At 34.5% G+C, this 19,006-nt stretch carries 20 protein-coding genes; 6 read left to right on the top strand and 14 right to left on the bottom strand.

Going from position 1 to position 19,006, the window contains the following annotated elements; all coding sequences use genetic code 11:
- Positions 1-11 precede the first annotated feature (11 nt).
- Positions 12-695: an SDR family NAD(P)-dependent oxidoreductase gene (locus tag C4F50_RS06245; RefSeq protein WP_193845545.1), complete on the bottom strand. Its 684-nt coding sequence runs from the start codon at positions 693-695 to the stop codon at positions 12-14.
- A 247-nt stretch (positions 696-942) separates the two neighbouring features.
- Between C4F50_RS06245 and C4F50_RS06240 the strand changes: the two genes are divergently transcribed.
- From C4F50_RS06240 to C4F50_RS06215, 6 genes are all read left to right on the top strand, one after another.
- Positions 943-1,236: a TIGR03643 family protein gene (locus C4F50_RS06240; RefSeq protein ID WP_193845544.1), complete on the top strand. Its 294-nt coding sequence runs from the start codon at positions 943-945 to the stop codon at positions 1,234-1,236.
- 36 nt (positions 1,237-1,272) lie between these two features.
- On the top strand, positions 1,273-2,859 hold the full coding sequence (locus C4F50_RS06235) for a sensor histidine kinase (protein WP_228011971.1): 1,587 nt from the start codon (positions 1,273-1,275) through the stop codon (positions 2,857-2,859).
- Positions 2,860-3,977: 1,118 nt separating this feature from the next.
- Positions 3,978-4,559: a Crp/Fnr family transcriptional regulator gene (locus C4F50_RS06230; protein ID WP_193845543.1), complete on the top strand. Its 582-nt coding sequence runs from the start codon at positions 3,978-3,980 to the stop codon at positions 4,557-4,559.
- 145 nt (positions 4,560-4,704) lie between these two features.
- A complete protein-coding gene (locus C4F50_RS06225; RefSeq protein ID WP_193845542.1) occupies positions 4,705-5,307 on the top strand; it encodes an isochorismatase family protein in 603 nt (200 codons plus the stop codon).
- A 61-nt stretch (positions 5,308-5,368) separates the two neighbouring features.
- Positions 5,369-6,103, top strand: coding sequence for a pirin family protein (locus C4F50_RS06220; RefSeq protein WP_193845541.1), 735 nt, complete (start codon positions 5,369-5,371; stop codon positions 6,101-6,103).
- A gap of 2 nt (positions 6,104-6,105) precedes the next feature.
- Entirely contained in the window at positions 6,106-6,597 is a 492-nt protein-coding gene (locus C4F50_RS06215) for a cupin domain-containing protein (RefSeq protein WP_193845540.1), read from the top strand.
- 86 nt (positions 6,598-6,683) lie between these two features.
- On the opposite strand, the gene C4F50_RS06210 is transcribed toward C4F50_RS06215, so the two are convergent.
- From C4F50_RS06210 to C4F50_RS06150, 13 genes are all read right to left on the bottom strand, one after another.
- The gene (locus C4F50_RS06210; protein WP_193845539.1) at positions 6,684-7,028 is read right to left on the bottom strand and encodes a hypothetical protein; all 345 of its coding nucleotides are present in this window, start codon (positions 7,026-7,028) and stop codon (positions 6,684-6,686) included.
- A 547-nt stretch (positions 7,029-7,575) separates the two neighbouring features.
- Positions 7,576-7,779 (bottom strand): hypothetical protein, encoded by a 204-nt coding sequence (locus tag C4F50_RS06205; RefSeq protein WP_193845538.1) that lies wholly within the window; start codon positions 7,777-7,779, stop codon positions 7,576-7,578.
- Between the two features lie 18 nt (positions 7,780-7,797).
- Entirely contained in the window at positions 7,798-9,198 is a 1,401-nt protein-coding gene (locus C4F50_RS06200; protein ID WP_193845537.1) for an exopolysaccharide biosynthesis polyprenyl glycosylphosphotransferase, read from the bottom strand.
- Entirely contained in the window at positions 9,168-9,599 is a 432-nt protein-coding gene (locus C4F50_RS06195) for a VanZ family protein (protein ID WP_193845536.1), read from the bottom strand. Before C4F50_RS06195 ends, C4F50_RS06200 begins: the two co-directional genes overlap by 31 nt.
- 66 nt (positions 9,600-9,665) lie before the next feature.
- Positions 9,666-11,987, bottom strand: coding sequence for a GumC family protein (locus C4F50_RS06190; protein WP_193845535.1), 2,322 nt, complete (start codon positions 11,985-11,987; stop codon positions 9,666-9,668).
- Positions 11,988-12,071: 84 nt separating this feature from the next.
- Positions 12,072-12,839: a polysaccharide biosynthesis/export family protein gene (locus C4F50_RS06185; protein ID WP_193845534.1), complete on the bottom strand. Its 768-nt coding sequence runs from the start codon at positions 12,837-12,839 to the stop codon at positions 12,072-12,074.
- 179 nt (positions 12,840-13,018) lie between these two features.
- Positions 13,019-13,768, bottom strand: coding sequence for a glycosyltransferase family 2 protein (locus tag C4F50_RS06180; RefSeq protein ID WP_193845533.1), 750 nt, complete (start codon positions 13,766-13,768; stop codon positions 13,019-13,021).
- Positions 13,769-13,826: 58 nt separating this feature from the next.
- Complete coding sequence (locus C4F50_RS06175; RefSeq protein WP_193845532.1) at positions 13,827-14,771, bottom strand: UDP-glucuronic acid decarboxylase family protein; 945 nt, start codon at positions 14,769-14,771, stop codon at positions 13,827-13,829.
- Positions 14,768-15,598 (bottom strand): glycosyltransferase family 2 protein, encoded by an 831-nt coding sequence (locus tag C4F50_RS06170; RefSeq protein ID WP_193845531.1) that lies wholly within the window; start codon positions 15,596-15,598, stop codon positions 14,768-14,770. Before C4F50_RS06170 ends, C4F50_RS06175 begins: the two co-directional genes overlap by 4 nt.
- A 106-nt stretch (positions 15,599-15,704) precedes the next feature.
- Entirely contained in the window at positions 15,705-16,031 is a 327-nt protein-coding gene (locus tag C4F50_RS25875) for a DapH/DapD/GlmU-related protein (RefSeq protein WP_431357468.1), read from the bottom strand.
- A 226-nt stretch (positions 16,032-16,257) separates the two neighbouring features.
- The gene (locus C4F50_RS06160; RefSeq protein WP_193845529.1) at positions 16,258-17,361 is read right to left on the bottom strand and encodes a glycosyltransferase family 4 protein; all 1,104 of its coding nucleotides are present in this window, start codon (positions 17,359-17,361) and stop codon (positions 16,258-16,260) included.
- 3 nt (positions 17,362-17,364) lie between these two features.
- On the bottom strand, positions 17,365-18,438 hold the full coding sequence (locus C4F50_RS06155; protein WP_193845528.1) for a glycosyltransferase: 1,074 nt from the start codon (positions 18,436-18,438) through the stop codon (positions 17,365-17,367).
- Between the two features lie 28 nt (positions 18,439-18,466).
- Entirely contained in the window at positions 18,467-18,997 is a 531-nt protein-coding gene (locus C4F50_RS06150; protein WP_228011970.1) for an acyltransferase, read from the bottom strand.
- Positions 18,998-19,006 lie beyond the last annotated feature (9 nt).

Raw genomic sequence — 19,006 nt, 5'->3', positions numbered from 1 at the left:
TCTGAGCTGTTTTACAATTTAAAGCTTACCAAACCATAATCCATCGCGAAAATCTGGCCTGAAATTGATGCTGCATCTTCAGAAATAAGATACCCTGCCATACGAGCCACCTCTGCGGGCTTGAGGTAATTTTTCAAGGGGTGGCGCTCGATCATATTTTCTTTCATACGGTCGTTTCTTAAAATAGATCCCGACAAAGAAGTCTCTGTAATAGTCGGGGCAATACCATTGATACGAATTAACGGGGCAAGTTCGGCACCGAGCGATTTAACCAGACCCTCTACTGCGGCCTTAGAGGCCGCAATACTGGAGTGAAAAGGCATTCCGAGCTTTGCCGCAACGGTACTGAATAAAACAATAGAAGGGTTTTCTCCTTTCTTTAACGCAGGCAGATAATGCTGAATCACTTTGACGGCACCCATCACGTTAATTTCAAAATCTTTTCTGAAATCATCCAGGCTTAAGCCCAGAATGGGTTTGAGGTTTATGGACCCCGGACAATACACCAAGGCATCTATACTTTCAAATTCAGGTAAAGCATCACGGAGTACATCAACTGAAAAATGAATTAAATTTGATTGGGTAATATCGGGAGCTGTCCTGCTGATATTGATTACCTTATAATTTTCAAGCTGCTGCACTAAAATACCATTACCGATTCCTTTACTGCCGCCAACAATTACAATAGTTTTCATTTTTTTTAAGATTAGAATTAAAAGAACCGTTCTGATTGTTTCTGCTATGATTTCAAGAAAATAAGATATTATTTATTAAATATAAAAAAGACCAAAGGGGTATTTCATATAAGATGATATCTTAATGTTAAAGATAATAATTGTTTAACTATTTTTAATAAATATTAAACAAAATAAAAACTATTTTATTTAACTTCGCTATGCTCTCCTTAATTCCCTATTGGGAATCCCTCAAAAAAATAGAATTATGAAAAAAGTAAAACGGCAATTTACCGATCGTGAACTGGATCGAATTATTGAAATGGCATGGGAAGACAGAACCCCTTTTGAGGCCATTGCATATCAGTTTGAGCTTCAGGAAGCTGATGTAAAAATTTTAATGAAGAAGGAACTCAAACTCGGCAGCTATAAACTTTGGCGCAAAAGGGTAGAAAACTGTCAAACAAAGCATATGCGGAAACGCAGTGACGCAATTAAACGCTTTAGATGCAGCGAGCAGCGGGCCATTTCCAATAACAAAAAATCGAAGCAGAAACAATAGAAACAATCAGTTGTATTATTGGAATTATGATACAAAATGCAGAATTCATATAACCATAAACATTTAAAAGCCAATAGCTTCGCCATTAAAACTATACCAATCAAATCTAACGCTATGTATCGTAATCCAGGGCTTCTACAAAATATAATTGATGCTATCCCTCTTCCCGTCGGAGTGTATGTGGGAGATAATTTAGAAATTGCACTGGCCAATGATGCCATGATCAAAACATGGGGCAAAGGAAATGATGTACTTGGAAAAACCTATCTCAGTGTTGTTCCTGAAATTGAAAACCAGCAGATTCTCGATGAGGCCCTTGGCGTTCTCAAAAACGGAACAGCCTTTCATGCTGTGGGCAGAAAAGTAGATCTGGTCATGCAGGGAATTATGACCGAACATTACTTTAATTATAGTTTTATTCCGCTCTTTGACGAGCATGGAAAAGTCTATGGCGTGCTTAACACCGGCGCTGACATCACGGATCTGCACAAAGCAAAAGAAGAAACCCTGAAAGCGAATGAAAAATTAACCATAGCCATAGAAAGCTCCGGGATAGGAAGTTATGAAATAGACCTTGAGACAAAAAAAATCAAGACTTCAGCAAATTTCAATACGATCTGTTCCATTGGAAGCGAAACAACAAATGACGATTTAATTTCAAAACTTCATCAAGAGGACCTCCCGGCGCGCGAAAAAGCACACCAGCAGGCTGAGGCAACGGGAAAAATATGTTATGAGGCAAGAATTTTAAATGATAACGGCTCCTACCGCTGGGCTAAAATCAATGGAAAGATTATCAATGACAAGGACGGGTCTGCAAAGACCATCATTGGGATTGTTCAGGATATACACGAGCATAAGGAATTTCAGGAGGAACTAAAAAAGCAGGTCGCAAGCCGCACAAATGAGCTCACGCGTTCTAATAGCGATCTGATGCATTTTGCCAGCGTAGTAAGCCACGATCTTCGAGAGCCGCTGCGAAAAATTAAATTTTTCAATACCCTTTTACGAGATGACATAGAAGACAATGTTAATGAAAAATCTAAAAAATACCTTCATAAAGTAAGCCAGTCTGCCCAGAGAATGGAAAATATTATAGAGGGAATTTTGACCTATTCCACCCTTGACAAAACTTCACAGGTTATAGAAACAATTACTCTTAATGAGGTTATCGAAGACATAAAAATAGACCTCGAGCTCATAATAAGAGAAAAAGGTGCTATTTTAGTTACTTCTGATCTTCCGCAGATTCAGGGAGCGCCGATTTTAATTAACCAGCTTTTCTATAACCTGATCCAAAATGCCCTGAAATTTTCCAAAGCGGACGAGCCTCCCAGAGTTATCATAACAAGCAGCATCATCAATAGTGACGGCCAGGATTTTCTACAGATAAAAATAAAGGATAATGGTATTGGAATTGATCCTAAATTTGCAGAAAAGATTTTTACGGCATTTGAAAGACTGCATTCTAAAGACCAGTACGAGGGAAATGGCTTGGGCCTTGCCCTGTGCAGAAAGATTGCCGAAAGGCATAATGGCAAAATAACTGCCGCCGGGGAAAAGGACAATGGCGCCGAATTTACGGTGACCCTTCCTTTAAAACAAAAAACCGATACGCTGTAGCAATTGAAATTTACAACTTCCTCCGTTAGAGGAATTTTACAAATAACAGCAATCTGTCTGATAAAATAATATTAGACATCTTCATAAATACATCTTTTTTATTTTGCATTCCTGTAAATTTCAATCTTGCCAATCACATCAAAATCCAATGTGTAATAGGCAGTAGGCTGATAATTTTCATCGGTGAGGACAATTTTCATAACCTGATGAATTGTAGGATGAGTGTCTGTATCTGATTTTTTTGAAAGAACAGGCTAAAATGACAATATTCCCTTCGGAACATTACTGTTTATAAAAAAAGGAAATAAATCAATTTTTAGTTTCAGTGGAAGAACAATAAATAAGCAGACACTCTCATTTTTTATTTTCATCCAAAGTAGTAAACATTAATCATCAAATTTTGACCTGAATAATCTTAAAACAAATATTTAATTTTGCAAATAACTCAATTAAATCTTAATTTAAATATTGAGTTACTATCCTAATTTAATACTTGAAATTGATCCAATAACAAATTAGTGAAATCACATTCTTTAGGATTTTTTAACGTTTAACCTTTACGATACATACAAACCGCTTCTGAATAAAAATAAAAAGTAATTATCTTACAAATCTACTTAAAAATAGGCTAATTTCTTTAAATCGTTCATAAAATGGTTTGTAAATTGTTCAGTAAGGGTCACTAAAAAAAAAGCTAAAACTTTCGTTTTAGCTTTTTTTTTGGTCTAATTGGCACAATCTAACCCTACTTTACTTCTAAAAAAATCGATTTGTAAATCTGTAGAGTTAACTCTACAAACACAAACCATCCTAACACACTGAAAACATTAATATTAAGAAAATCACTAAGTTTAATTTAAACAAATTTTAGTTTGTGGAATTCATAGAAGAAAAGCGTAAGGAAAAATCACCCCCAAGAAGGCACAAAAATACTTTACAATGAACGGATAAATGTTACATGTATGAGCAACAGAAATCTTAATCAACGACTAAGAGTTTTAGGTTCGACTATATTAAACACAATTTAGCTCATTAAATAACTTTTATAGCTATGAATTACAATTGGGTTCTCTTTCCTAAATTAAATATTTTGTACATTTAATTAAAAAATATTTTACATGTACGACCAGCTTTTAAGCTATATTGCCCGATACAGCGAATCTCCTCTTACAACAAAAGATGAAGAATTAATAAAATCAGTATTTAAACCTGCGAGATTAAAAAAGAAAGAACTTTTCTTGGAACAGGGAAATATCTGCCAGTTTACTGGTTTTATACTTAAAGGGGCTATGAGACAGTACAGCGTTGACAGCTCCGGAAATGAGCATATTATCCAGCTGGCCTTAGAAAACTGGTGGATGGTGGATCGTGAAAGCTATTTGATGAAAACCCCGTCGGTGTACAATATTGATGCTTGGGAAGACACAGAATTATTGGTACTGGAAGCTGCCGATCTGCAGCAACTGCTGGAAATACCCACTATTAAGGAAATGTTCTGGAAGATGAACCAGAGCAGTTTCATCGCTTCCCAAAAAAGATTAAGTAATTCTATAGCTCTTCCTGCAATGGAAAGATATGAAGAACTGCTCAAGACCTACCCCGATTTCATACAGCGTTTTCCACAGCATATTATTGCCTCTTACCTTGGAATCACTAAAGAAACCCTCAGCAGGGTGAGAAATAAATTGGTCCATAAATAAAATTATATCCTGTTCTGCCCTAACCTTTCTAATGTTCTTTATTGACAAATGTCAACGTTTTCAGTTTCAGAGCTGCAATAACTTTGTCCTATAAATCAGTAATCAGATTTTAAAAAATTTATATGACATTTAAAACATTAGAAAAATGAAACAGTTTACAAAAGATGATACCGTTATGCTATTAATAGATCATCAGACAGGGACACTTAATTTTGCAGCCAATAGACCTCATGAAATGATTATCAGCAGAACAAGAGCACTGGCTAAATTTGCAAAAGCTTTAAACATTCCGGTTGTTCTTACCAGCAGCCAGGAAGACCATGCGCAGGGACCGCTTATCACAGATTTGCAGGAATTGCTTCCTCAAGAATTTGAAGACAGAGTAAAAAGAGAAGGAATTACCAATGCATGGGATGACGAGAATTTTAAAAATGCTGTTCTAAAAGCAGCTGCGGGAAGAAAAAATGTCATCATGGCAGGACTTACCAATGATGTTTGTATCGTTTGGCCGTCAATTTCAATGCAGGAAGAAGGATTTAACGTTCAGGTAGTTCTTGATGCAGGCGGATCTCCTTCACAAATTGCAGATGATATCGCACAGCAGACCTGGGAAAGCCAAGGAGTTAGAACCACAACAATCAACCAGATTATATCTGAAATGGTTCACAACTGGGCAACAGAAGACGGACAGAAAGTGCTTCCAATTCTTTTTGAAGAAGTAATGTCTAAAGTCGGACAGTTTGCATAATTTCTAAATTCATAAATCAAAGCTGGATATTAAAATATCCGGCTTCTTTAAAAATATAGCGATGATACAGAAAATAAACAGTTCCCAATTTCTTGGGCATGGTCCGATAAAAATATTGTATCCGGGATCGGCAGTCTCAAGCACAGATACCGGAATTGGAAGCATCGGAAGAATAGACCATCCTGAGATCAAAAGCAATACAGTCATTAAAATGCATCCCCACATTAATGATGAGATACTTTCTTATTTCAGGACGGGAGAAGCTGAACACAGCGATTCCGAAGGTTTTGTAAAAGTAATAGGTGGAAAAACACTCATGCTGATGAAAGCCGGAAGATCATTCTTTCATGAAGAAAAAATAATGGGACAGCAAGAAACAATGGAAGGACTTCAGATTTTTATTCGTCCGGGAAAAAAAGATTTAGAGCCCGAAGTTGTATTCTTGGAACTTGACAATCTGCACAGTGAAAACAGCTGGCGTTTAATTGGATCTCCAAATCCTGAAACTGAATTTCAATTCAGCAGCCAGACTTGGATTTACGATATGAAACTGCTTAGCGGTAATAACTATGAAATTCCTGAACTGCCAAATAAAAACCTTACTGCCCTTTTGTATGTTTTTCAGGGATCTGTAAAGATAAACAGCAGTATTGATTTGAAGAAAAAAGAATGCATTATCTTTAAAGATGAAACTATTTCTATACAAGCTTCTGAAGATGCTGAACTGGTTTTATTCTTTACAGATGAACAAGGAGAAATTTTTAAAGGCGGCATGTACAGCGGCAATCAAATGTAATTATGGACAAGACTATCAAGATTATCAATAAAAATGAAGGAGAGCGACTAGCAATTGCGGGAGGAAATTATAGAATTATTATTTCCGGCGAACAGACCAATGGCAGCTATGCGGTTATTGAAATGATAGTACCACCTGGAGGTGGACCACCTCCGCATGCGCATCCCGAAACTCAGGAAATGTTTCATGTACTGGAAGGAGAACTCGAATTTAAAACTGAAGCCGGTAAACAAATCGTAACTCAGGACGGTTTTATAAATATCCCTTTGGGCGGAGCGGTGCACTGCTTTAAGAATACTTCACAAGGATTTGCACGTCTTTTATGCACAGTGGTGCCTGCAGGACTGGAGAAATTATTTCAGGAAATCGGCACACCAGTAAAAGCTGGTGAATTCCTGCCCGTTCCTGAAATGACAGAGAAACGCAGAGAATTTTTAAAAGAAATAGACATTAAATACGGCCAGAGAACTTATGCACCTGATTACTTGGACTAGCAGCTTCAAATAATTTAAAAAAATACTAAAATTTTACGGAGAGGTTTTGCCAGCAGACTGATTAAAATCAGCAAGTCCAAAATAATTTATGTCAAATAAAACAGCGCTTTTTGAATTATATCCAGTTGTTTTTTGGAAATTTTTGATTTTGCAATTTTCTTTCCTTTTAATTTTGGAAGCAAATTTGAAGATTTTTTAAAATACAATTTTAAATCTTCAAAAAGTTCTCCTTTATTTTTTGAAGCATCTATTAAAATTAAATCTTTTATTTCTTCTATAAGGGATAAACTATTGTAAAGATTCTTGCTAAATAAGCAAATCATAAAATTCGCACTAATACTTTCTAATTCAAACAGATCTATCACTTCTGAATAGTCATATACCACAAATACAGAGTAATCAAAATTAGCATTTACGGTTTTATTTTTCAATAAAAAAGAATCTTCGTAAAATTCAAATTCATCTTTAAACTTTCTCTTAAACATTTTTAGAAAAGTTCCCTTATTGTCTCGAACTAAAATTGTTTTTTTTATCATCTCTTAAGAATTAGTAATTACCATAGAGAAGTATATCCACGCTATGTTAAGCCGACTTGAGGACGATGAAGCCCAAAAGATGGATCTCTAATAGTGGTGAATTGGTATCTCGACATAAGACATAACCTCCCTCTATTAATAATTGTTTACTGGAGAAATCAACATGAAGTAATGGAAAGACTCTCTTTTTAATCTTACTAGTGAATTGGCTAAAAAGTCTTTAAAACAAATTATATTATATCACTCTGAAAAAGTAATCAGACAAAAGCAGGTAGAAAAAGAAATGAGCTCAATACTCTATTGAGCTCATTAAAATTTAAATTCTTTTAAACTTAGGGGTGTAGTTTACATGGGTGGTACTGGTGAAGTATGCATTTTGGAAAAATAAAGGAAAATCAAATATTGGATTCCTTTTTAATAGTATTTAAATAACAAACGATGCTTAAATACCAACATTCAGATTTGAAGTTTCATTGGAATTCATGGTTTTTATTTTTTTGATTTTGTCATTCAGTTTCAAAACTCTGTCCAATTGTTTTTGTTGGATCGTGTATTTGGTATAATATTTATAACATTCTTTTCCAAGAAAAAAGGTCGTCACGGAAACTCCTGTAAGCAAACCTATCAAATAATTTGTAAAATCCATAGTTTCTATTTTTTAAGTTTAAAAAGCATTTTTATCTCCTTTTAAGGTTACTAAAACCGTTAAAAAACAAATTTTAATATCGGTAATCAAACTCCAGTTTTGTACATATTGTATATCTGTAGTTACGCGTCGTTTCATATCCACAACTCTTTTTGTTTCTCCACGAAGTCCCGAAACCTGAGCTAGACCTGTAATTCCGGGTTTGACAAAATGACGAACCATAAAATTGTTGATATGACCATTATAATCTGTGGTATGTTTAAGCATGTGAGGCCGAGGTCCAACAATACTCATTTTTCCCATCAAGACATTAAAAAATTGAGGCATCTCATCCAAACTCGTCCTTCGAAGGAATTTTCCAATAGGTGTTACACGGGAATCTTCTTTTTTTGCCTGCTCGCTTTCATCTCCAACATTTGTATACATGCTGCGAAATTTATAGCACCAAAATGGTTCATTTTTCTTACCTGTCCGCATTTGTTTGAACAACACTGGACCTTTGCTTTGTCTCTTTATCAAAATCGCTAATAATGGATAGAGCCACGATAAAACAAATACAATGACCAAACTGCTAAAAGCAAGATCAAAAATTCGCTTTACCAATCGATTATAGGCGTTCTGAAGTGGTTCAAAACGTGGTTTTATAACATGAAAATTATTTAAATGGCTTGAGTTAAAATGCTTTTTTGAAATGGATGAAAAATCAGGAATAAACTTTAAACGCATGCAATATTTGTCTCCAAGCTCGAAAAAATAATTCAAATCTGAAATAAAATCAGGCTTGGATACAATGTATAGTTCATTTATATTTTCTTTGGATGCATTATGAATGGATTGATAAAGTGCCAAACTAAAATCTTCATTACTGGTATATTCTTCTGGGGAATTTTCATTTAGAATACCTACAAAATGGATGAAAAAGGAATTGGCTTCTAGATGTGACGCGAGTTCAATACTGGTTTTGTTAAACCCCCATATTGCAACAGTGTAACGTTTAAAAACCCATCCTTTTATTTGTCCAATCACGAGAGTAAACAAAATTCTGGACATCAGAAAATAGGACAGCAAAAAACTCAATTGAAACAAATTGGCCTTACTTCCAAAGAAGTAAAGCACATTGTCCTGAAATATGAAAATATAGATGTGCCACAGCACTCTTTGTGTGAAAAAGGCGCGCCAGCTGTTTCGAAAAAAATGCTCTAGATTGAAAAGAACATCAATTTTATACAATTGAAAATAGGAAACCGAAAACAACCAGCTTAAAATTGTAATGGGAATCATTTTATCTAAAAATAATCCATTCCAACCTGTATTCTCTTGATTTGCAAAATTCAAAAACAACACAGTACCAATTATCATAGCGATCATATCTGTAATAGCACAGCAAATTATAAAGGTGAATTTATGTCTGTTTCGCATTTTTTATTTTTTTTCAATAAACGGTAACTCAATATTCCTAATATACTTCCTGCAATTCCATAAAAAACATCCATAAAATCTGGACTTCTTCGATTAATAAAAAATTGACCTCCTTCGGCTGTACACGCAATGATTGCAGTGATTACAATAAGCTGCATAAAATTCAGATTTCTATTCTCATGTGGCTCATTTGAGTTCCTGCCGCTAGTATAGGCTTCTAAAAGAAAACCTACCACTACGAAAGGAACGGCAGTACGCAAATTATAATTTTGGCTGCTCCAGTTCAAAATCCATCTAGGCAGATAACTTTCACTATGAAGACTAGGATCTGGCAGCCATGAAAAATAAAAAACGATACCGATAACTAAAATCAATGCCAATCGAACTATTTTATGAAACATTTTTTAATATTTGATTGCAGCAAAAACCTCTTTTATTAACTAAAATGAATTTGCTTAAAATTGATATTAACTAGTACTTCTTTGATACCAACGTTTTTTTACTTTTGCTTCTTGGTATTTATAACCGTAGTTCATACCATAGCCGTAAGCGGTTTTCATGTTTACTCCATTAATAATAATACCTACATTTTTTAATTGCTTTTTTTTAATAAAATTATTTAAACCAAATAGGTTGTTTTTATCGGTATAATCATATTTTGCAACAAATATTGTCACATCGGCCAAATGACTAAAATTGAGCGTATCAGATACCACTTGTACAGGAGCTGTATCCAGTACTATAAAATCATACTCCTTTTTTGCCTCTTCAATTAATGTTTCGAAATTAGAATTTGTAAGCAATTGAGAAGGATTTGGAGGCGGCAGTCCGGCAAAAAGAACATCGAGATTTTTAGAAAATTTAATGTCTTTGTACACGAATCCTTTCCAGTCGTCACTTTTATTCGCCAAATAAGCCGTAAGGCCTAACTCATTTCTATCGACTCCAAAATAATCATGCAGCTGGGGATTTCTTAAATCGATACCAATCAAAAGCACTTTTTTATTCATCGTACTCGCTGTTATTGCACTATGAAAGGCACAAAATGATTTTCCTTCTCCCTGAATAGAAGAAGTAAATAATATTACGCTCCCCCTGCTTTCTTCTTTTTTGGGCAGCAAATAGGATATGTTTGAAGCCAAAACTCTTGTTGCCTCTGCTATATAAGATCGTGAGGTTGCCGAGTTGTCTAGCTTTTCATTATTATTTATTTTAGGAATATGTCCCAGAATAGGAATATCGCCTATTATTTTATGAATATCTTCTTCACTATGGATTTTAGTATCTAAGAAAAAACGTCCGTATATAATGCCAAAAGGAAGCAGCATTCCAAACATGAAACTGCCTAACATAAATGATTTTGGTTTTGGGTAAATTGCCGAATAATTCGTTTCAGGCAAGTTTAACGTTTTTAAGTTGGATTCGACAATTGCACCACTCATATCAGCTTCTTCTTTTTTCTGTAATAAAGCAACATAAGTCTCTTCTTTCATACTAAGATGGCTGTTGATATTCCCTAACACTTTGTCTTTGGTTGGAATACTTCTCACTTTTGAATCGGCAATGCTTTGTTCGGTTTTATTAACCTTGTTTGCTTGATTCAAAAAACTTAAATATCCTTCTAAAGCGTTAAGAATTTCTTGCTTCTGAATCTTCATCTGTGATACTACCGCGATATAAGTAGGATTATTTTTTTGTGCTCTTTCTAGTATCAATTGACTGTCCATGAGTTTTGTGTTATAATTCAGAAGCATCTGCTTTATTCCTGGTGCCTCTATATTATAATCCGCCCCCAATGATTCTGTCGGACCCGATTTCTTTACATCACTAATTGCATAGCTGGCAAGCACGATCTGCTTTTCATTCAGCATAGAATTTACTTTTTTCTGGCTTCTGTCAGCAGTTTCCTCTACAACATATGTTTGCAATTCAGCAATATCATTATTTTGCATGTATTGCTCTTTTATACTTTCAATCGAATCTTTTTCTTTTGCGAAGTTTTTTATCCTTTCCTTTAAATACGTAACGGTATTGTTGTATACTTTTTGTTTATTTTGAATAAGGCTTTTATCCAGTAAAAAGATAATTTCTGTCAATATTTTTCGGGAACGATCAGGACTCACTCCTGTATGACTTAATTGTAAGGTTCCTTTCGAATTTTCATCAGGCAGAACGACAAGTGCCGCCTTTAAATTTTTTAAAGCTACGCTCGTAGGTTCTAAACTTACTTTGTACTCACTCTCAAAATAATCAGCGGGATTTTTCGCTGCTTTAGATGATAATCGAATTCTAAATGGCAAATCGTTTATAACTTGTTTTCCATCATAACCTTTAATTGTGTAAACGGTTTTAGATTCTGGCTCAGTAATAATAAATCCGCCTTTATCTACTTTAATTTCATAAGAAACCACAGGTAAAAGGTCATTTGAAACTGTAGGTATCAGGACAAAAGGAACTTCATGTACTACGTTATTTTGAATTGAATATTCTTTTTCAAAATAACTAAAACTTAAGTTCATCTTTCTTACTACATTAATCAAAAACTCATTGGATGTCACCAGTCTGATTTCTTCTTCCAAATCATCTTCATCACTTTTTTGACTTGCATTAATAGTAATTATTGGTGATTTATCTTCTTGTTTTTTATCAATAAAGATTAAAGCAGATGATTCATATGTTGGCGGCACAATTTTTATAAAAATAAAAGCGGCTCCCACAAATACAGTTAAGCTTAGCAAAAACCACGGCCAGTAATGAAAATACTTTAAAAACTCTTTTTTAAAATCCATAATAATTTAATTTAGAAATAATGGCATTAATAACATATAATTTGGGTCAAATACTCAACTACTTAAGTAGTTTGTCAGATCTTACTATTTAGCTATAAGTAAGATAATTGCTAAAAGAGAGGCCGCAATTCCTAGAACCTGCAATGGATCTTTTATTAAGCCGCCGCTGTTTGCTTTTAGCTTATTAGGCGTTACTACTATAACATCATTTTGCCTTATCCTAAAATTGGGATTAGACATCCAGTGAGCAGTAGTCAAATCGATATGATAGACTAAGCGTTTCCCATCTTGTTCTCTTATAAGCTGTATGTCTTTTCTTATTGCTGAATAGGTTAAATCTTTTGCTAATCCTATTGCATCCAGTACACTGATGGACTCCTCAGTAAAAGGAATTACCCCTGGAGCATTTACCTCGCCTAAAATGGTAAATTTGTTATTTAATACTCGAACCTGCACAGTTGGATTTACTAAATAACCCTCATTTATCAGACGATTTTTGATCACGACTTCTGCTTCTGTTGGTGTTAAACCGCCTACTTTAATTTCATTTAAAATTGGCATCATGACAAAACCTTTTGGTGTTACTAAATAACCAGATAATTTCATCATTTCTACTGAAGATTGTGCGCTGGCTGATCCTGAACTAATATTGAAAGGTGCTGCTACCACAGGATTAAGATCGCCAACTTCTATTTTTAAGATATCATTGGTCTGTATTTTGGTGGATACGTAATTTAAATTTGTATTGGCATATTTATCAACATCTTGCAAATACAGCATTTCTTTTCTTGTCGTACAAGACTGCAATATCACTAAAGGCAGCAAAATGATCAGTAATAGATTTTTTTTCATGTTAATTGTAATATTTAGTAGTAATGTAATGGTTTAAAAAATGTATTAAGCTGCTATTTGAATACTTAAACGTTACTCAATTGTTGTTTAAAATTGCATTACCAAACAGCATTTGAAGGCTCTTAAAACTTGTTTCTTTTGATGATTTTTTTTGTGTGGTCGGAAATTCTTTTTAATTATTAGTAATGAAGCATATACTGTCTTAAAGCACTGGTTTTTTTAAGAAACACAGTAAAAATGGCAGAGAGACCGTGTGATTTATAAACTTTATAATCTTCATATAAAACTTCAAAAGCAGATCTAAGACTTGTGCTCATGCCTCCCATTCTCATTTTAACGATATAGTTGTTTATGTAACCCAGCTTAATATGGTTTTTGTACAAATAACGCAGCAGAAAGTCAGTATCAGAAGCGATTTTAAAGTCCAAGTTGTAAGCGCCATTTTTATCAATTACTGACTTTTTTAAATAAACTGTAGGATGTAAAGGCAGCCAGCCCATTTTGATTTTTTGACGATTGAAAGCTCCTCCTATTCTATTTCGAATCATTTTTTCCTGCAGGTCATTTGATACATAAACACCATCGCCATAAACGCCATCGATATCTTCATCAAAATCAAATTGATTTACAATTCTGCTAATAACTCTGTTATCATAAAATTCATCATCAGAATGCATTAGTCCAACAATTTCTCCTGTTGCTAGTTGAAGCCCTTTGTTTATTGCATCGTACATACCTTTATCAGGTTCTGAAACATATTGACTTATTTTATCGCTGTAAGACTCAATAATATCTTTGGTTCCATCTGTAGAATTGCCATCAATAATAATGTATTCAATATCATTATATTGCTGATTCAAAACACTTTTTATGGTCTTTTCGATGGTCTCTTTTCGGTTAAAACATACCGTAATAACAGTTACTCTCATATAGTATTTTTTTTGGTTAAACAGCGATAGTAAATTGTTTGTTTTTGCTAAAAAAGGTTTAGGAATTAAGTAATAGCTTATCAAAGTAATTGATGGTTGTGACCAAGCCTTCGCGAAGCTGGATTTTAGGCTGCCATCCGTCCAGTTTATTATTTGCCAGGGAAATATCTGGCTTTCTTTGTTTCGGATCGTCTTGCGGCAGATCCAGATGAATGATTTTTGATTTAGAACCAATAAGTTCAATAATTGCCTCTGCCAGTTCAAGCATCGTAAATTCGTTTGGGTTTCCTAAATTCACAGGACCGAGAAACTCCAGACTTGAAGCCATCATCCTTGTCATGCCTTCAATCAAATCATCAATGTATTGAAATGAACGGGTTTGTAAACCATCTCCAAAAATGGTTATATCTTTTCCTTGCAAGGCTTGTACGATAAAGTTAGAAACCACTCTTCCATCAACCGGATTCATATTAGGTCCATAAGTATTGAAAATTCGGATGATTTTTATGGCAACCTTATTCTGATTGTGATAATCCATAAACAACGTTTCTGCACAACGCTTGCCTTCATCATAACAAGAACGAATTCCAATTGGGTTTACATGCCCCCAATAGCTTTCTGTCTGCGGATGCACAAGAGGATCTCCGTAGACTTCGCTGGTACTGGCCTGCAAAACTTTAGCATTAACACGTTTTGCCAGCCCCAGTACATTAATAGCTCCCATTACAGAAGTTTTTATTGTTTTTATTGGATTGTACTGATAATGCACAGGAGATGCTGGACACGCCAAATTATAAATTTCATCTACCTCAGCATAATAAGACTCCGTTATGTCGTGTCTAACTATTTCAAAGTAGGGATTATCGATGAGTTCAATAATATTGGATTTTGCTCCAGTAAAATAATTGTCCAGGCAAATTACTTCATTTCCTTCATTTAATAATCTTTTGCATAAATGCGAACCTACAAATCCAGCCCCGCCTGTTATCAATATTCTTTTCATTTTAATTCGATATTATTTTTTATTGAATCAATTTTAGTTTGAATTTGAAAAAAGTAATGTGACTTAAAACGTGCCAGATAAAATCCTTCTTTCCCGTCTAAAAATCCTAATTTTAAAAAGTACGCCCCCAAGAAATAAACAGCTGGAAGCAGTCCTGTACTAAGAAGGCTATATTTAATTTTTTGATTGATAGACAAAAGAACGTTCTTGGTTTCTTTAAGCTGTAAATATCGTTGTGCCTCCCAAGTAGAATAAGCATTGTGTTTTGCTATATAGTGTTCTAAATTTTTAAAATCTTTGTGAGCTACTTTTGCTTTTATGACTCCAACTTTGCCTTCGATAATAGGATGTTCATGTACTTCCATATCCAGATGACTCCACAAATCTTCTTCTATTTTTTCGTAAGCGCCTTTGGATTTCCTAAAGAGTGCTGATTTTTGAAACCCATAACCGTATCTTAGTTTTCTACCCATAAAATAGTTTTCAAATCGTATGGTAAAACCATTATAGGAAGGGTCTTGGGTTTTAATTGCTATTTCGCTGACAAATTCATCAGTAACAAATTCATCGGCATCCAAAAACAAAATCCATTCGTGGCGGATGTCTGCGTTCTGGATTGCCCAATTGCGTTTTTTAGGAAACTTGCCGTTCCATTGAAATTGCAATACTTCGGCTCCCAGAGCGGCAGCTATAATTGTGGTATCATCTGTGCTTCCAGAATCTACTACAATTATTTGGTCAAACCGCTTTAATTTAGCCAAGCAAGATGGTAAATTCAGCGCTTCATTTTTGACTGATACGATTACAGAAATTGGAATTTTACTCAAAACTTCTAGATTTAAATTTTTACAGAATACATTGTGACGATCGAATTGCCATCAACAATTTTTAGATAATAAAAAACAACTAAGAGGAATAGTCTTTAAATAGAAATTATGCAATAACTCTATATTTAATAAATTTTGCAGGATTTCCTCCCACTATAGCATTTCTCTCAATATCTTTAGTTACAAGACTTCCTGATCCAATAACAGCATTTTCTCTTACTGTTATTCCTGGCATTATAAAAGCTCTGGCACCTACAAAGACATTTTTTTCTATGGTAATTTTACTGGTAATCAGATTTAAGGAAGCTTTATCAAAAGCATGAGTTCCTGTGCATAGATAAGCTTCTTGTGCTATTGTAGCATGTTCAAAAATTTCTATTTTTCCCAATGTATAAGCATTGGCTCTGTCTCCCAGACAAGAATGATCGTGCATTGTAAGATTCCACGGAATTTGAATTCTGGCTCTTTGATGTACAAAGGGTTTTCCATAAATCGTGCAGCCAAATAATTTAAGCCAGAACAATCTCCATGAATTAGCTGGTTTTGGTGTCCAGCTGCAAAACAGTAACCAGGCATATTCCCAAAGCAGCATTTTTAATCGATACGATAATGTCCAAGGTGAGTCATAAGGCGAATTTTGACTGTGTTCTATAGTGGCGCTATTCATTTAATACTGTTTGAAAGTCGTCAATAAACATTTTTGCAATTTTAGCAGTAGAAAAGTCATCAAAAATTTTTCTTCCGTTTAAAGAAATTTTTTCGCGAAGCTGTAAATCAGTCATCAGCCTTATTAATTGTTCCGAAAGCTGCTCTGTCTGTTTTTCACTGCTTTGATTGAATCTCAAACAGTTTATTTCGTCACGGGCATATTCATTAAAACAATCGTGATTAGAGAGAACGGTGGCACATCCGTAAGACATTGCTTCCCGAGGAGCTACAGGACCGGCATCTCCAGTTCCGTCTTGTATTGGGTAACAAAAAATTTTAGATTCGAAATAAAATTTAGATAAGGCATCTTGATCGTAAATAGGACCTGCAAAATTTACATTTCCGTTCTTGCTTTTTAAACTTTCATAGTAAGCTTCTCCTCCCCCTCCTTCTGCTAACTCCCAAGGGCCTACAATGTCCAATGTCCAATTTTTGGAAATAGGATCTGGAATCGAATTAAAAGCATCTATTAAAATATGCACTCCTTTTTCCTTGTCGAGACGACCTACAAATAAAATACTGTTGGTCTTATCTGTTTTAAAATCTTTTATTTGAAATGGAACAGGATTAGGGATGTATGAAACTTTGTTATGATATTTGGGCTTAAGTCTTTCTTTAACTAAATCAAAAATCATTGGAGAACAAGCTCTGAATTTCCAAACATTCGTGTAAAATTTCATCTGCCATTTTGGTCTTCTCTCTACACTGACATAAATTTTACCTTTTGTTTTATTTCTAAAAAAAATTGGCAGCCAAAAAGTATTCGAAACTACGATATCACTATCAATATGTTTCAATGTTCTTAAAGTATATACTAAATCATAAAATTTTAAAATTAGTAAGCTTTTTGGAGTTGAAAAACCTTTAACCCGAATATGTGATACTCCGTTTATGGTTTCTTTATTTACAAAAGATGGATGAGTTTTGCTAATGTGTGTTACCTCGTGTCCTAAATCTGCAAACTCCTGTCCTAATTTGAAGTATATTTTTTCTACAGCTCCGCCCAATATTGGCGGAACTGGATAAAAAGCGCCTTGAACTATTGTTATTTTCATGTTTTAAATAGTATTATATAATTCAACCATTTTTTTTCCTACTACCTGTATATCATACTTTTCTTTGACAAGCTTTTTACCTTCAATTCCCATTTCTTGCAATTGGTTTACTGGCGTATTAAAAACCTTTACTAAAGTCGACTGTAAATTTTCAACTGATAAATCAATCCACCAGCCGCAGTTGTAACTATCCAAATCTTGCCATGGTGTTCCTGTTGTTGTGATCACTGGAATTCCAGCTGCCAGAGCTTCTGCGACGACAATGCCAAAATTTTCACTATAAGTAGGCAGCACCATAACATCTGCTGAGCGCAGAAAATTCCATTTGGCTTCCTGATAGAAAGCACCAACAAAATATACATTTTGCAAATCCTGACAACTCTGAATTAGATTTGCTGTATAAGCCTCGTCTCCGCTGCCGGCAATTTCCAGAGTCCAGCCTTTAGTATTGCAATTACGCCAAGCTTCTAACAAAATTTCAATGCCTTTTTTAGGGTGAATTCGCGAAAGGAAAACTACCTTTTTGCTTCCATAAACCACTTTAAAACTTTTGCATTCAGTCAAATCTATACCGTTTGGTACAATTGTAATTTCATTTTTGAAATCCAATTTTCTAATACTGTCTTTTTCCATTTGAGCTGTTGCATGAATATGATCCACTTTTCTTATGGCTTTATTTTGAAATAACAGGAGCGCTAGTTTTTTTTTAAAAGGGTTGTGCTCCAGAATCCATGACTCTAACATACCGTGCGGCGACAAAAGCACTTTTATTTTTAACTCTTGTGCGACTTTTTGAAAACCCCAGTTTTGAGGGCTCCAAATTCCGTTAATATGGACAATATCAGGTTTTTCATTTTTAAGGAAAACACGAAACTCTCTAATCAAAGAAAACCATCTTAAAATATTATTATCAAAAAAGCTTATGGATACCCCATCAATAGTTATGGGATCCTTAGAAATTCCTGTCGCAATAGTAAGTGAAGTGTCCTCCTTTAATGCTTTACTTAACAAACGCATATATTCTGTAGTTCCTCCACCACTTTTATCTATGCTGGCTATGTAGTGGATTACTTTCATTGGTTGATTATTTTGTGACGGTTATTTATTATATAACAAAGCCAACTTCTCTGGTAAAATATTTAAGATCTTTTGGCAATTCTTTGATTTCCTTGGCTGGATTTCCACCGTATAAATGATATGGAGTTGTAAAAGTTTTGTTTAGTAAAGAGTTTGCACCAAGAACACTGTAAGAAGGTAAATTTGCTCCACCCAAAACAGTTGATGCAGTTCCTAAAAAACAATAATCGCCTATCGTTATGGGCTGACTGTCCTGAATATTCAATTCAATATTAATAGAATGACTCAAAAATTGACTGGCATAACCTGCAATGGTAACAAAATTCCCAATTTGAATGGTATTGGTGCAGTCGATATGGTGATTTTTAGTGATGGCAGAATGCTGTCCCATTATTAAATGTGATTTGCGATCTGGCTGATGTGAAAAATGTTGAGAATTACTGTCATCCGGAAATCCTGTAATCCAGTTACCTCTTGCTATACTAGAGTATTGTTCAATTTTTATTAAACCTAAATTTACGGCTACATTAAAATGCCCTATATTGGAATGAGAACTCATGATCAATTT

Source organism: Flavobacterium hungaricum, from assembly GCF_015182285.1.
Taxonomy (GTDB): Bacteria; Bacteroidota; Bacteroidia; order Flavobacteriales; family Flavobacteriaceae; genus Flavobacterium; species Flavobacterium hungaricum.
The sequence above is the reverse complement of the archived record's forward strand: the minus strand, read 5'-3'. Positions and strand labels throughout refer to the sequence as shown.

Bases quoted from the DNA above. Each gene is read 5' to 3' on its own strand.
- C4F50_RS06245 (WP_193845545.1), bottom strand. From the start codon at position 695: ATGAAAACTATTGTAATTGTTGGCGGCAGTAAAGGAATCGGTAATGGT.
- C4F50_RS06240 (WP_193845544.1), top strand. From the start codon at position 943: ATGAAAAAAGTAAAACGGCAATTTACCGATCGTGAACTGGATCGAATT.
- C4F50_RS06235 (WP_228011971.1), top strand. From the start codon at position 1,273: ATGCAGAATTCATATAACCATAAACATTTAAAAGCCAATAGCTTCGCC.
- C4F50_RS06230 (WP_193845543.1), top strand. From the start codon at position 3,978: ATGTACGACCAGCTTTTAAGCTATATTGCCCGATACAGCGAATCTCCT.
- C4F50_RS06225 (WP_193845542.1), top strand. From the start codon at position 4,705: ATGAAACAGTTTACAAAAGATGATACCGTTATGCTATTAATAGATCAT.
- C4F50_RS06220 (WP_193845541.1), top strand. From the start codon at position 5,369: ATGATACAGAAAATAAACAGTTCCCAATTTCTTGGGCATGGTCCGATA.
- C4F50_RS06215 (WP_193845540.1), top strand. From the start codon at position 6,106: ATGGACAAGACTATCAAGATTATCAATAAAAATGAAGGAGAGCGACTA.
- C4F50_RS06205 (WP_193845538.1), bottom strand. From the start codon at position 7,779: ATGGATTTTACAAATTATTTGATAGGTTTGCTTACAGGAGTTTCCGTG.
- C4F50_RS06200 (WP_193845537.1), bottom strand. From the start codon at position 9,198: ATGCGAAACAGACATAAATTCACCTTTATAATTTGCTGTGCTATTACA.
- C4F50_RS06195 (WP_193845536.1), bottom strand. From the start codon at position 9,599: ATGTTTCATAAAATAGTTCGATTGGCATTGATTTTAGTTATCGGTATC.
- C4F50_RS06190 (WP_193845535.1), bottom strand. From the start codon at position 11,987: ATGGATTTTAAAAAAGAGTTTTTAAAGTATTTTCATTACTGGCCGTGG.
- C4F50_RS06185 (WP_193845534.1), bottom strand. From the start codon at position 12,839: ATGAAAAAAAATCTATTACTGATCATTTTGCTGCCTTTAGTGATATTG.
- C4F50_RS06180 (WP_193845533.1), bottom strand. From the start codon at position 13,768: ATGAGAGTAACTGTTATTACGGTATGTTTTAACCGAAAAGAGACCATC.
- C4F50_RS06175 (WP_193845532.1), bottom strand. From the start codon at position 14,771: ATGAAAAGAATATTGATAACAGGCGGGGCTGGATTTGTAGGTTCGCAT.
- C4F50_RS25875 (WP_431357468.1), bottom strand. From the start codon at position 16,031: ATGCACGATCATTCTTGTCTGGGAGACAGAGCCAATGCTTATACATTG.
- C4F50_RS06160 (WP_193845529.1), bottom strand. From the start codon at position 17,361: ATGAAAATAACAATAGTTCAAGGCGCTTTTTATCCAGTTCCGCCAATA.
- C4F50_RS06155 (WP_193845528.1), bottom strand. From the start codon at position 18,438: ATGAAAGTAATCCACTACATAGCCAGCATAGATAAAAGTGGTGGAGGA.
- C4F50_RS06150 (WP_228011970.1), bottom strand. From the start codon at position 18,997: ATGAGTTCTCATTCCAATATAGGGCATTTTAATGTAGCCGTAAATTTA.